Genomic DNA, 14,159 nt, shown 5'->3' on the forward strand with positions numbered 1-14,159 from the left:
CAAAATTTTAAATCTTTAAAAAGTCCCATTCGCTCGTACCTTAATCAACGCAATTTTATCCTGCTGCCCAGCGAGTTCCATGGTACCTAAAATCAGGATATCGCCATTGGGTAGCTCGGCAACAGCAGCACCACGGTCGTCATTGTTAGGAGCACCAAAAGAAACACTTAAGACTTCGTCTAATTCAATATTTATTTTCAATAAGACGATGTTTCGTTGTTCAGAAGATTCAATTGAGTTAAGTAATACAAGTTGATCAAATGAACTGGTTGATGAGATAGCCACTGCACGAGCATTTGAGCCAAAAATAACCCTCGATCGATCTACATTTGCTACACTTCCTATTGCCCGAACTGCAAATGCCCTGCTTGAAGATGGATTATCTGTCAAATCAGTTTGATCACCTATAGCAAAAAACAATCCTGTTGAAGTTCTGGACACAGATCGCATAACCTGTCTTTCTGAGGTCGTTCCTGCATAATCGGTTGTCAAAGTTGATGTTGGGGGTGGGCTTAGTGACCGGAAAAAAAAGTTTGGACCATCTTCAACAGCTGTTGGCGTTCCTGATATTGATTCATTTGAATATCCAACTGTGTAGATGTAATTATTTGCTTCAAAAACCTTAATGTTAGCTCCTTCAGATGATCTACCAACCCGATCGAACTCTGTTACAGCGGTCAAAGAGGAATTAACCCTGACTGAGAGCAAGTCATCACGATCAATCACGCCTGGTAATTCAGCATTTAACGTATCAGCATTGGAGACCTTACCAGCTACTAAATATTCACCACTCTGCAGCGGAGTAACAGAATTACCTTCCTGACTTTCAAAAATATTGATTGCAAAACTCTTCAAACTATCACCATTTGTTGAAACTACTGTTAATCGCATGGCAAGACTATCAGCCCCTGGTTTTGCCCAGTTTGAAAGTATTACAAAATTACTCGCATCAACACCTGAAATTATTGGTTCAATATCCTGAGCCCTTTCATTTGTAGTCGATCCAAAAGTTTTACTCCATAGCTGGTTTCCTTCAAGATCGGTCTTTAGCACGTACATCCGTTGCGATTGTCCAACAGTTTCTGTTCCAACGATTATTACGCCCCCATCATTCGTTACCACAAAATCCTTCGCTTCATGATTCCCATCTTCACCGTAATACCGGATGAAGTAGTTTTTAAAAGTCGGTTCAACGTTATTCTTCGTATCGCAGGTAATTAATATCAGCGACAACAGAAGCATGCTAATTGGTATGACAAACTTCCCCTGCTTCATTTGGCACCTCGGTTAATCAGTTTCAACACAGAACGGGTCCTGGCCTTCTTCAATTTTCTGGGCTTATACAATGGTCGCACATAGCCAATCGAAAGTGCAAGGTTATCTATCCGAAATAAATCATCTACATGACCAAATTCAATAGCAGGGGTTTGTTGCCCATAGGTTGAAGTAGGCACGACAATATTGCTTAATCCAAAACTGTATCGCACATCAGCAAAGACATAATCCAATCCGCGCTTGTAGCGCACTCCTCCCCCAACAAAAAATGAATAGTTCACTTTGTTTCTGAAATCAGTCATGGTAAGTGCGGGGCTTTCCCGCGTATTCGATTGAGGGGTTCCTTCGTTAATTATATCGGTTTTAATGGAGGTTACCCGTCCGCGTTCAGAAACTAACCATTGCAATGCAAATCCACCATATCCATATGGTCGTAAGTTTCCCTTTGTATCGCTAAAGCGGACAGAGATGGGAGTCATGAACCAAAACTGGTTGCCCACGTACAGGAACTCGTCCCCACTAGCCCTTATTTGATTCTTCCTATAGGATGCAGTCAAGGCATTGAACTCAGCTGTTAACGCCAGCTCACGGGTGATGTTCCAATCAACTCCACCGCCAACCTGTACGCCCAATCGGAGTTTGTAATCATTTGAAATTTCACTCCCCCATGGATTAATGGTATGAATAACCCGAACAGGCGATGTATTACCTCCTAATTTCAGAAACAACGAAAAAATAGGATCAGCAGTAAATTTTTTACTCAAGTAAACTAAATCAATAGGGTGTAAAGCGGTGTCAGCTTCAAACTCGGGGTTCGCCCTCAGGATTTCCAGGTAACTATTTTCTGCAGAGATGGGATCGTCCAGTATCAAGTACGTTTGCGCCAAAAGCAAGTACGCCCGTTGCCGCTGCTCCCGACCAAATCCACGATCGATACACGGCTTTAGCAGTGCAGGTATTCCGTAAAACCTACCGGCATTAAATTCTTCTGTAGCCAAACTTAGCGTTTGCTCGCAGTCCATTCGGTTGTTCTGCGCAAACGCGGAAGTAAAAACGGCCAGTAAAAGAATGAAGCCAACTATAATCTTGTACTGCATGCCCTGCCTTAGTAATCTTTTATTAAAAGGTTAACACAAGTATTTTCAAATTCAATATCGCTACCCACATACTTTATCCATTCTTCCTGCGTCATGTTGCGTTTCAACAACGGACAAATCTGATTGGCCAACAACTCCGGATCGGTCGGCCACACCCTGATTTCCGATTCATGTCCTGCTGCGATCAGGTATTTAGAATCATGAGAGAAGGCGATGTCCCAAATAAAGCCATTGTTATTATCCATCTTGATAGGCAGGTCTTCCAGGAAATCAATCACCCACATTTGCAACAACCTGTCGGAGCCGGCACTGGCCAACAACTTACCATCCGGACTAAATTCAACGGAGTAAACACCTGCTTTGTGTCCGGTGAACTGGCGTTCCTCTTTCCGTTCATTCACATTATACAACTTCACCAAGCCACGCTTATCGTTCTTTTCAAATGTTCCGTAGGCAATCATCTTTCCATTCGGGCTGAATTTAACGGAAAGTATTTGTGCAGCGTCCGTGTTTACCAATACCTCCTGTGCACCGGTTTCCAGATTGATCAGAACAAGTTGTCCGGTCCAGGCTGCACCCGCTAACGATTTTCCATTCGGGCTGATGGCAATAGCCTTCAATTCAACGTTAGGTGTTGCAATTGTTTTTACTTCACCGCTCAGGTGATTAACCAATGAAATGGTACGATCGGTTTTACTGACGATCAACCCGGAACCATCGGGCATAAATTCAAGTGCATTGGTTCCACCGTTGAGTCCGCGTACAGCAACCGGTCGAGAACCGGCCTGAAGATCAAAAATCTGAACCACGGCTGAATCTGTTCCGTTGGCCAGGTAACGATCGTCTTTGCTGAGTGCTACTACCTTATTCGGACTTGGATTTTGATATGTGGTTGGTTGCCCGGTTCGTTTCTCATAATCACCCATAAAAATTCTTCCATCCGCAGCAGCTGCATAATACGTATTTCCTTTGCTTGATAGTGCCAGTGCATTCATGCGGTTACGTGAGGGGCCGGGTACTTTGATAGCATTGTAGCTTAACCCGGAAGAAACCGTGATGGCATGGTAAAGGGCGTTGTAGATATACGGATCATATTTCTTTCCTTGATTGCGCTTATGGAAGAAATGCGCTTGCATGGCCAGTGTTCCTGCCAGGTTATTGTCATCATCCTCTTGAACAGATTTTCCAGCCATTTCTTGGGCTTTGGCTAGCATATAAAGTCTATCAGCTCGATTGTAGTTATTGGTTGCAACAATAGTTGCAGAGTCTGCTTTTATTCTTGCAATTCTCTCTTTTTCACTGGCCGCAACAGCAAGTGCGGTTTGCTGCTCTGCTAAAGCCAAACTTGCTCTAGCTTCATCTCTTGCTATCCTCGTTTCCTCCAATGACTCCTCGAGTTTCTTTCGTTGTTCCTCCAAAGAAAGTTTTTGCAGGTTAATTGTTTCAGCTCGCTCTTCAGCAAGCTTTTGAGCCTGCAAAGCGGCATCTTTCTGGTCATTGGCCTCTTTTTGCGCATTAATGGCCTCAATGGTTTTCTTATCCGCCTCAATCTTTTGCAGGTAGGCAAACACGAGGAATAGAATTGCAATAACCGCTGCAGCGCCAAGAATAATTGCTGTTACCCGTGTATTCCGGAGCGTTCGCTTTTGCTGTAACTCTTGATTTTTTAATTCCGCTTCATACGTAATCCGGCTTGTATCGAGAAATACAATGGCGCGTTCAAAGGCTTCATCATAACGCTGTGCCCATTCACGTGTAGGCCGTTGCTTCTTTTGCCAGTTAAGCGCCAATTGCAAATCGGGCGGACGCCATAAACTGGTTTTACCAATCTGGTACATGGCCGCAGCATCCGAAATACGCTTGTACATGGTAGCCGATTCATATTCCTCTTCTACCCATGTCGTTAACCGGTTCCATATACGCATTAAACTTTCGTGTGAAAGTTCAATCTGTGAATCAGGAGTAAGTGAAACCGTATGGGCTGGCATCAAAAATGATCGACCCGGCTTACGAAAATGCTCCACCACTTCAATTACTTCATCTTCATCGGCATCGGCAATTTCTGCAATCAGTCCCAGCCGGGCTGGCCTGCGCATGCCCTTGTTGTCAGCTGTTTTTTCAGTAATGCTTTTAAACAGAATCTCGGCAATTTCTTTTTGCCGTGGCGATAATTCTTCAAAGATTTCATTGGCGTGCAGGGAAAGCGCCTGCTCAATTTTTCCAATGGCATTGTAATGGCGAAGGTCAATCGGTTCACCGGGTTCACGGTTAGCTATCCAATAATCCCATGTACGCATGAGTGCGTGCTGGAGAATAGGAAGCTGATCCTGATTTCTTCCCATGTCGTTAAGCAAGCGCTTAACCAGTCGCTGTGAAATTCTTCCACCGGCTACTGCCACAGGCCCTTCAATGGCCACCTTTTTCTGATCCCGCGTCATCTGCGGCACCAGGAAGTTGCTCTGATTGATTACTTCAGTTAACCCGCTGAAGGCGGAGCAGCGTGCAATAAAGTCAGACCGCATGGTAACGGCCACATATACGGGGGTATCGGTTTGCTGAATGGCCGTTAGTATGAGGTTTACATACAACTGCGTCTCATCAAAAACTTCTTCAGCTTGTTCGGTTTCATGAAAGCGAAACAGTTCTTCAAACTGATCGATCATGAAAAATACATTTTCGAGTTTGTGTTGCTGCAGGTATTTGGATACTTCAACTAATCCATGTGAGCCACTTCGCAAAACGGAGTTCACAATGGCACGATGAACCTGCCGGTCTTCCGGCTGAATGCGGTTGTGTAAAATCAAATAATCAACAACAGCGTCTGATAGATTTTCAAATGGTGATGTGCCGGGGCGCGCAATGATAACGTGCCAATGTGGACCTGAATGCGTAACAAATCCCCCGTACAAAACCGGTACCAATCCGCACGACATCAACGAGGATTTTCCACTACCGGAATAACCCATTACACAAACAAACCGGTTTCTGGAAAGCTTGAGCAAAATGTCATCCACTTGCCCCTCTCGTCCAAAATACAAGTGGCATTCGTCTACCGTAAAGGGCCGCAATCCGGGAAACGGATTATCATTGTCTGGCTGAATTTCAACCAACACATCCGTTAGTTCCTGCTCGTGGTCCGTATGAGATGATTGGCTCAGCATACACCGATACAAAGAACCTGAAAGTTAGCGATTTGAAGGTTAAATCTTGAAAGCACGCTTCAGGAAATAGTTTAAAAAGTCAAAAAAGTTAACTCAGTTTAAAAAATCGTAGCGAAATGTATGAAAAATACTGATTCCTGCCAAATTTAAACGAATTCCAATACTTGATCGGCCAACCGCACATTATCGGATAGAAGTTCATAGAACTGGTCCTTATCCAAGGTCAGCAGACTTACTTCACCATTCGCTTTAATCAGGTTGGTGCTTACGAAATTGGGTAACGCCAACAGTTCTCCGATAAACTGGCCTTCTTGGAATGAAGAAGCGAGTTCCCCACGTTGGTAAAAATCTACCGATCCCTTAGCCAACACATAGAAGTTATTGTTTGCCCGCTCATCCAATGTTAAGGTTTGCCCTTCCTTCAGCACAATTTCAGAGCAGATATCTGCAAGCTGACTCAACGTGATACCCGGAACCCGTTCAAATACCGGTACGTTTTGGAAAAACATAACTTTGCTGAACCGGCTCATTTTTTGGGTCAATACAATATCATCGAGCGATTTCTTCGTGGCAGCGGGCAATCGCTTCACATTTTTATGATATTCCTGCAGGTTGATTTTTGCCAGTGCCCATGCCGCGACTTCCTGAATGAGAAGATCCTGATTAAACATTTGAGCAATCAAATCCATTTTGAAGTCCTCGATTTTCTCAAGGCCAATCTGGTACAATACACAGGCTTTTGTCCAACGGTTTGATTGCGTGAAATCGCGATTGATAAGAAACTTGAGAACAAGACGACCATCCAACTTCGTTCTTGGATAGAATACGTCCAACTTGCTTATACGTTCCGAATCACTCAGGTCGTCAAGTACAGGAATTACCCGCTGCTTGAGTTGCTCCGATAAAAACACATCCAACAATTCTACCGCATACGTAATGCCCTCTGTTGTTCCGCTATCAATATTTTCCTTCACAAGCTGAATTGATCGGGTATCGTAAAGCATCGCTAACAGCATGTATATGTGTTCAATGTCATTTTGGATTTCCCACCGTAACGAATTGGCTATGTGAATGTTAAACCCATCAGTCCCAATTTCTTGTATAGCACTTAAATTCCAACGGATGTCTGCAATATCCGATTCAATGGCATATTTGATTCGAGTCACTTGTGAAATGCCCGCTTTAAATCCGCACTCGCCAAGCGCCAATAAAACCTGCGATACCACAACCTTATTAGGATAATCAATTTTATTCCAAAGCAAATCTTTTGCCCGTGGCCCACCAATTCTTCCAACCGTTTGAATGATCCGTTGCATCAACTGAGTACTTTGGTTGCTGCGGAAAAATGCTGCATCCAACGCGGGTAATGTTTGTTGACCGATCAATACCAATGAGTTCATGGCTTGGTTACTGTATATCGGGTTGGCCATGTTTTCAATTAACGCGTTTACAACTTCCGGGGTGTTCTTTTTAACAGCCGACTTGATGGCCGTGCTTCGAACTTTGGGTTCGGGATCGTAAAGCAATTCAATCAGAAATGAAATACACTCATCAGCGGAAGTATGCAACAACAGTTCTGCCGCATATTGGCGGTCGCTTGAATTACTTGAACGTGACAGGCGTTGAATACGATTCTTTGTGATATCTCCCCCATTTTCGATGATCATTTGGAGTTCGGAAACCGTGAGCATGCTCTTGTCTTCGTCCTTTACCTTATCTCTATCAACCCGAATAACGTACTTGTCAGAAACGGAAAGCCCTTTCATTTCATTCAGTCTGGTTTGCGCAAAGTGACGTACCGATTCATCTTCATTTTTAATCAGGCTGTTGACCCATTGCGAGGTTTGACCAACGTTAATCTTCTCAAGCAGCTTAAAAGAGAAAATTGCTTTTCGGGAATCCGATAAGGTCATCATACCCTCCAGGCGCTGCGTTACCTGACTCAATCCCTTTTCAAGCTTATCTTGCTGAAATTCAGAACTTTCAAGCTTCATACGGATCTTTTCCTTATACCCTGCGTGAAGCCTGTTTACCACCAAAAAGTAAAGGCCCGCCAATAACACCAGGAAAACGGAAATATGGATTACCTCAAAAAATGGAATAAAAGCAAGACCGAATATGAGCAAGCCTGCTACAAAACGGGCCGACTCATTAACCAATCCCTCTACGCGAGCCTGAATATTAAAACGGATCCGGCTATCAAGCGGAATAAAGAATAATTTGAATACGGGGTTTTCCAGCGAGTCGCGCAAGGTCCAATTGAACAAACGACTCATGGCCACAAACAAGAAAAAGTAAACAAACCCGGCCGGTGACGTTACCTTTTCAAAACCAAAAATTGAGCCTGCAACAATGGAACCCAATGAGAGTACACCAAGCGCTATGGGTAAAATAAACAATGAAATACGAAGCCCGTAATTACTTATAATTCTGTGGTTTACAAAGGTTTGCATAATCAAACTCAAGGCATATACAGCACCAGTAAAAAAGGCATTAAAGTCAGTAAGGTCTCGTTGATCTGGGTACTGTTCGCGAACCATCTCCTGAAAAGAGAACTGGTTAAACACAAAAGCGGTCATGGACACAACCAACAGCAATGACATTAGCAGAATGTACTTATCAGAGAACATTCTGCGCAGGCTGGATTCCTTTCTTACCTCATATTCAATCTCGCGCGGGTCGTTCTTGGAAAGCGAAAAATTACCGGCAATCAACAACAGTAAAATTCCTACCATGAAGATACTTCCTGCACATACCATCAGGTAGTCGGTGGTATCGGGTAAAAGACGGGCCGTAGCAGGTATGAGAAAGGAGGCCATGATTGCCGCAATGAGCTGACCGGTATCAATCCATCCGATAATGCGTTTCGATTGCCGGAAGTTGAACAGCCGCCCGAATGTACCCCAGTAGCTTAAGAAAAGCAGCGCCACAACCGGTCCGGAAAAGCAGAACATGGCAAAGATTAACGGATTTTGCCATTGCGGTTCCCCAAAATGAATCAATACGTATACGCCTACGGTGAAACTGAAAATGCCAATAATCACTAACAGCGTAAGCAAAGAGAATCTGATGTAGCTCTGCAGGAATGAAAAAATGGCAGTGGAAACGATTCCCAGTATACCCGTTATCAGAAAGGCTTTATCCAGGTGTTCACCTAACCTGTTGAGAAACAATGAGTCAGCAGTAACCTGGTAGGTTGCGATAAAAACCCCCATGAAAAAACCGGTTGCCAACATAAAGGCAACCTGCTTTTGTTCCAGGGATTTAATCCCCCAGTTAGCAGGTAAAAAATTTGCCATAGCTTTTCAAATATAAAACAAAAACCGGCTTGGATGCACATCCAAGCCGGTTTTCAAAAGAGATTTGGAATTTGGTTTTTACTTGGCTGGTTCAGCCTTCGCTTTTTCTGCTGCGTACTCGGCATTGAGACCAGCAACTACATCTGCAGTGATATCAAGTGCCTCAACACCATATAAAACATCACTTGAGGTGTCCAGCTTCAGTACAATATGCAATCCTTTTTCTTTTCCGTATTTGCTTAAAAACGCGGTTATGCGATCGTACAACTCTTTGTTCAACTTAGCCTGATCGTTCATCAGTTCTTGTGTGGCACTTTGCTCATACAACTGAAGATTCTGTTGCTTTTTACCAAGGTCTTCTTCTACCGCGCGCACCTGGCCTACTGTCATGTTATTGATGTTTCGCTGATACGCCTGAAATTCCTTTTGTAGGCTCTCAGCCCGATTGAGATAATCCTGCTCAACTTTGTTTTTTTTCGCCTCAAGAACCTCAACGCGTGCTTTCAGGTAATCGTATTTTTCCATTACTGAATCGGAATTAATGTAAGCTACCTTTAGCTCACCGATATCAAAGGATGTGGTGCTGGTAGAATCACCTGAAGATTTAGGGGCAAAGTGAACATAATACAGAACGCCAACGGCTATCAGCAACACGACATTCAGAACAAGTAATAGATTCTTCATTAGTTATATAAGATTTAGTGCCTGCCTGCGGCAAGCAGGCGCAAATATATTAGAATCCTGTGCCCGTGGCAATGTATCGGCTAGAATTTAGTCTTTTGAATTTCAGGCAGTTTCAGCCCCATCGGTTTGAAAGCTATACAAGGTGGGGTCCAGTTCGAGGGAGTCACTATTAAACTCCTGAATGAATTTCTCAATAATGGCAGGTGAGATTGCTTCGACATGTAACCCGATATCCAACGCGATTCCAAAATCAACGTGTCTATCTAAATCCACATGCTCCTTAACTTTTATCTGTCCGTCTTCTTCCAGTTCCATAATGACTTCTGCCATAAACAACCCAATCTTTTCTTCTACATCATCCAATGTTTCAAGGTTGCCGTTTTCGTCTTCTTCGTACGTAATCTTTTTATAGTCAGGGAAATGTTGTGCTGCACGATGCTCGGCAATTTCAAAAAGCTCACTCTCGTGTTGCATGCGCAACGTATACATAACGGCATCATAAATGACAGGCTTTCCATCATCATCACCTATAAAATAAAAATGTGCAAACTCATCCGATTGCTCATCGGTTTCATCCAGCAAATAGGATTGATTCAGGGCTTTCATTTTATCCCTGTATTCCTGTATCACTTTCGAATCGAATCCTTTATTTTCTATCGTCTTCATATGCCGATTGAATATAATCAAAATAAAGTTTACAGACGATGAATTTCACTGATATTCATCAGTTAGGGGAATAAATTGTGACGCCAGGCTTATTCCGATTTCTCCTCCTTAAACCACCCCGCGTACATCGGGTAATTTCGGGCAGTTCGCTGGATTACTTCCCTCATTTCGGCCCCAATATCTTTTACTCGTTTAGCAGGGATACCAGCATAAATGCTTCCTGGCTCAACAATAGTTCCGGGTAACACCACTGCCCCAGCAGCAATTACAGAATTCTCTCCTATCACAGCATCATCAAGAATCACGGCTCCAATGCCAATCAACACATTGTTCTCAACGGTACAGCCATGCACCACGGCATTATGGGCAATGGATACGTTGTTGCCGATCACCAGCTTTGCCCGCTGATACGTACAATGCAAAACCGCTCCATCCTGAATATTGGTGTTGTTGCCAATTGTAATGGAGTGCACATCACCCCGAACAACGGCATTGAACCACACGGTACAATTATCCCCCATCGTTACCTCGCCAACCACGACAGCTCCATCAGCCACGTAACAGTCCTTTCCGAATACCGGGGTAAAACCCCTAACTGATTTGATGATTCCCATAAGCGCCAAACTAAGCTAAATACCTTGTTTTTTAACCATTAAGGCCTAAAAGTTAAAATACCCTGACAAGATGTCACGTTACAGATTTTAATCTTATTTTTGCAGTCTGATTTGAAGCAAAATGAAGGAATTGATTGAGGATTTGGGTGTTCTGGAAGGAACGGAATCGTGCGAAACGGTTGCCATTTCGAAAGAGCAAAATACCGGTAAAAAACGTAAGCTTTACATCGAAAGCTATGGCTGCCAAATGAACTTCTCTGACAGCGAGATTGTGGCTTCTATTTTAGCCAAGGAAGGTTTTGATACCACCTCCGATATCCAACACGCTGATGTGGTCTTTTTAAATACATGTTCGATTCGTGAGAAGGCGGAGCAAACTGTACGCAACCGATTAACGCAAATCAATGCTGTTAAAAAGCAACGCCCCGAAATGCTGATAGGTGTGTTGGGCTGCATGGCCGAACGACTGAAATCAAAACTACTGGAAGAAGAAAAAATTGTTGACTTGGTGGCTGGCCCCGATGCCTATCGCGATTTACCGCAGTTGATCAGCCAGGTGGACGAGGGTGAAAAGGCGGTAAACACCTTTTTATCGCGTGAAGAAACGTATGCCGACATTGCCCCTGTTCGGTTAAACTCCAATGGGGTAACGGCATTCATTTCCATCATGCGCGGGTGCGATAACATGTGCTCCTTCTGTGTTGTGCCTTTTACACGTGGTCGTGAGCGAAGTCGTGATCCGCAATCCATTGTAGCCGAAGCACAGGATTTATTTAATCGCGGCTATCGCGAAGTTACCTTGCTCGGACAGAATGTGGACTCCTACAAATGGAGCGAAGAAGAAAACAACAAAGCTTTCATCGCGAAAAAGGGAATTGACTCGGTTGTGAATTTTGCCAACCTGTTGGAACTTGTAGCCAAGGTTAGTCCGGATTTAAGGGTTCGTTTTTCAACCAGCCACCCGAAAGATATAACCGATGATGTACTGCATACCATGGCCAAGTATGAAAACATTTGCAAGTACATTCACCTTCCGGTTCAATCGGGCAACTCGCGCATTCTGGAGATGATGAATCGCGGATATACCCGCGAATGGTACCTGGAAAAAATAAATCGCATCCGGGAAATTCTCGGACCGGATTGCGGTATTTCTTCCGATATGATAACCGGTTTCTGTTCCGAAACAGAAGAAGAACATCAGGAAACCCTAAGCCTGATGGATTTGGTACAGTATGATTTTGCCTACATGTTTTTTTATTCGGAAAGGCCCGGAACTTTAGCGGCCAAAAAATACCCGGATGATATACCAGAAGAAATAAAAAAGCGCAGGCTCCAGGAAATCATCCAAAAGCAGACGGAGCACTCCGCTGTCCGTAACCGCAATGATGTGGGTAAAGTACACAAGGTTCTGATTGAAGGATTTTCAAAAAAATCGACCGATCATTTACAAGGGCGAAACACAGCGAATAAAGTTGTTGTTTTCCCGAAGGAGAATTTTCAAAAAGGACAATACGTTAACGTGTTGGTGGAGGATTGCACAGCAGCCACACTGATCGGAAAGGCAGTTAATTAATCATGAGTTTTTCAGAAGCAGATATACAAAGTGTTAAACAACGATTTGGCATTATTGGCACTTCGCCCCTGCTAAACAATGCGGTTCGTGTAGCCATGCAGGTTGCCCCTACCGACATGTCGGTATTGATTACCGGTGAAAGCGGCAGTGGTAAAGAATCGTTTTCAAAAATCATTCACCACCTGAGTGCGCGTAAGCACGGTCAGTTTATTGCCATCAACTGCGGATCAATCCCCGAAGGAACGATTGATTCAGAATTATTTGGACACGAAAAGGGATCATTTACCGGTGCGCACGAAGCACGCAAAGGATACTTTGAAGTGACCAATGGCGGCACCATATTTTTAGATGAGATTGGTGAGATGCCTCTGGGCACACAGGCTCGTTTACTGCGGGTTTTGGAGAATGGAGAATTTATAAAAGTTGGTTCTTCAAAAGTTCAGAAAACCGATGTGCGCGTAGTAGCCGCTACCAACATCAACCTGATGCAAAAGGTCGAAGAAGGAAAGTTTCGTGAGGATTTATATTATCGCTTAAGCACGGTTCCGATTTATGTTCCACCCTTGCGCGAACGCGGAAAAGACATTGATCTGTTATTCAGAAAATTTGCAACCGATTTTGCGGAGAAATACAAAGTAAAACCGATATCGCTTACCGATGATGCGCGCGAAGCATTATTGAAATATCGTTTCCCGGGTAACATCCGGCAACTGAAAAATTTAGTGGAACAAATTTCTGTGTTATCTACCGATGACAAGGAAATCACATCGGAAAAATTAATGCACTACATTCCGCAAGAGAGCAGTTTGCCAGCACTATATCGTACTTCAACATCGAGTGCAGATTCCTTTACCGAGCGCGACATCCTCTACAAAGTACTCTTCGATATGAAGAAAGATGTGTTGGATCTGAAAAAGATTGTGTTGGAGTTATACAATCGCCAGGGAACCGCATCGCAACTCATAAAAGATCATCCGTCCTTGTTTGAAGGCGTTGAGACAGACAACAGTGAGCCGGTAGTGCTGAACATTCCATCAGCCAACTCCGGATTACATGCCGTGGAAACAGATGAAGAAGTTCAGGACATTGCCCATGAAACGGAGGAAGATTCACTCTCCATTGAAAAGAAGGAAAAGGAACTGATTGTGCGAGCCCTTCAAAAAAACAACAACAGACGCAAATATGCGGCACGGGATTTGGGTATTTCAGAGCGTACACTTTACCGAAAAATTAAACAGTACGATCTTGAAGAGTAAAACCAACTTTCTGCTCACCCTGGTGACCATACTTGCATTGCCGGTATGGTTTTCTTCTTGTGGCGTGTATTCCTTTACAGGATCGGGCACCAATGCAAAAACCATAACCATTGCTGAGTTTTATAACAACACCGATTTAGGTCCCGCTAACCTGGCCCAGGTATTCACCAACCAATTGAAGGACTACATGATTCAGAACACCAACCTGAGTGTGGTGCAGGAAAATGGAGAGTTGCAACTGGAGGGTATTGTTACAAGCTATGCAGTTTCACAAATTGCGCCACGCGCTAGTGGTGACCCAAGTCAGATTGACGCAGCTGCCTCTTCACGACTCACCATTACGGTTCGCGTTACGTATGTGAATACGCTGGATGAGACAATGAGCTTCAAAGACAAAACATTTTCGTTTTACCGAGACTTCAGCAACGATTTGAATTTATCCGATATTGAAGATTCATTAATCCGTCAGATTTTTGACCAACTCTCCCTCGACATCTTCAATGCGTCAATTGCCAATTGGTGATTTTTATCTAT

Annotated in this window: 10 protein-coding genes; 3 read left to right on the forward strand and 7 right to left on the reverse strand. The window is 43.7% G+C overall.

All coding sequences use genetic code 11. The annotated features are described in order from the left end of the window. Positions 1 to 15: 15 nt before the first annotated feature. The 7 genes from QY309_08175 to QY309_08205 form a co-directional block, all read right to left on the reverse strand. Positions 16 to 1,275 carry a hypothetical protein gene (locus QY309_08175; GenBank protein WKZ61456.1) on the reverse strand — a complete coding sequence of 420 codons (1,260 nt, stop codon included), beginning with the start codon at positions 1,273 to 1,275 and terminating at the stop codon, positions 16 to 18. After that, entirely contained in the window at positions 1,272 to 2,372 is a 1,101-nt protein-coding gene (locus tag QY309_08180) for an outer membrane beta-barrel protein (protein WKZ61457.1), read from the reverse strand. Before QY309_08180 ends, QY309_08175 begins: the two co-directional genes overlap by 4 nt. A gap of 8 nt (positions 2,373 to 2,380) precedes the next feature. Continuing rightward, positions 2,381 to 5,545, reverse strand: coding sequence for a High-affnity carbon uptake protein Hat/HatR (locus QY309_08185; protein WKZ61458.1), 3,165 nt, complete (start codon positions 5,543 to 5,545; stop codon positions 2,381 to 2,383). A 134-nt stretch (positions 5,546 to 5,679) separates the two neighbouring features. After that, positions 5,680 to 8,832, reverse strand: a complete 3,153-nt coding sequence (locus QY309_08190; protein ID WKZ61459.1) for a HEAT repeat domain-containing protein — start codon at positions 8,830 to 8,832, stop codon at positions 5,680 to 5,682. A 78-nt stretch (positions 8,833 to 8,910) separates the two neighbouring features. After that, the gene (locus tag QY309_08195) at positions 8,911 to 9,516 is read right to left on the reverse strand and encodes an OmpH family outer membrane protein (protein WKZ61460.1); all 606 of its coding nucleotides are present in this window, start codon (positions 9,514 to 9,516) and stop codon (positions 8,911 to 8,913) included. Between the two features lie 102 nt (positions 9,517 to 9,618). Continuing rightward, complete coding sequence (locus QY309_08200; GenBank protein WKZ61461.1) at positions 9,619 to 10,182, reverse strand: hypothetical protein; 564 nt, start codon at positions 10,180 to 10,182, stop codon at positions 9,619 to 9,621. Between the two features lie 89 nt (positions 10,183 to 10,271). Then, complete coding sequence (locus tag QY309_08205; protein ID WKZ61462.1) at positions 10,272 to 10,796, reverse strand: gamma carbonic anhydrase family protein; 525 nt, start codon at positions 10,794 to 10,796, stop codon at positions 10,272 to 10,274. A gap of 121 nt (positions 10,797 to 10,917) precedes the next feature. Here QY309_08205 and miaB point away from each other — a divergent pair, with 121 nt between their 5' ends. The 3 genes from miaB to QY309_08220 are packed head-to-tail and all read left to right on the forward strand — an operon-like array spanning position 10,918 to position 14,148. Beyond that, positions 10,918 to 12,369 carry a tRNA (N6-isopentenyl adenosine(37)-C2)-methylthiotransferase MiaB gene (miaB, locus tag QY309_08210; protein WKZ61463.1) on the forward strand — a complete coding sequence of 484 codons (1,452 nt, stop codon included), beginning with the start codon at positions 10,918 to 10,920 and terminating at the stop codon, positions 12,367 to 12,369. 2 nt (positions 12,370 to 12,371) lie between these two features. Further along, positions 12,372 to 13,625 (forward strand): sigma-54 dependent transcriptional regulator, encoded by a 1,254-nt coding sequence (locus QY309_08215; protein ID WKZ61464.1) that lies wholly within the window; start codon positions 12,372 to 12,374, stop codon positions 13,623 to 13,625. After that, positions 13,615 to 14,148, forward strand: a complete 534-nt coding sequence (locus tag QY309_08220) for an LptE family protein (protein ID WKZ61465.1) — start codon at positions 13,615 to 13,617, stop codon at positions 14,146 to 14,148. Before QY309_08215 ends, QY309_08220 begins: the two co-directional genes overlap by 11 nt. Positions 14,149 to 14,159: the final 11 nt, after the last annotated feature.

The organism is Cyclobacteriaceae bacterium, from assembly GCA_030584025.1.
Taxonomy (GTDB): Bacteria; Bacteroidota; Bacteroidia; order Cytophagales; family Cyclobacteriaceae; genus UBA2336.

Coding starts and splice junctions, on each gene's coding strand:
- QY309_08175 (WKZ61456.1), bottom strand. CDS start 1,275: ATGAAGCAGGGGAAGTTTGTCATACCAATTAGCATGCTTCTGTTGTCG.
- QY309_08180 (WKZ61457.1), bottom strand. CDS start 2,372: ATGCAGTACAAGATTATAGTTGGCTTCATTCTTTTACTGGCCGTTTTT.
- QY309_08190 (WKZ61459.1), bottom strand. CDS start 8,832: ATGGCAAATTTTTTACCTGCTAACTGGGGGATTAAATCCCTGGAACAA.
- QY309_08195 (WKZ61460.1), bottom strand. CDS start 9,516: ATGAAGAATCTATTACTTGTTCTGAATGTCGTGTTGCTGATAGCCGTT.
- QY309_08200 (WKZ61461.1), bottom strand. CDS start 10,182: ATGAAGACGATAGAAAATAAAGGATTCGATTCGAAAGTGATACAGGAA.
- QY309_08205 (WKZ61462.1), bottom strand. CDS start 10,796: ATGGGAATCATCAAATCAGTTAGGGGTTTTACCCCGGTATTCGGAAAG.
- miaB (WKZ61463.1), top strand. CDS start 10,918: ATGAAGGAATTGATTGAGGATTTGGGTGTTCTGGAAGGAACGGAATCG.
- QY309_08215 (WKZ61464.1), top strand. CDS start 12,372: ATGAGTTTTTCAGAAGCAGATATACAAAGTGTTAAACAACGATTTGGC.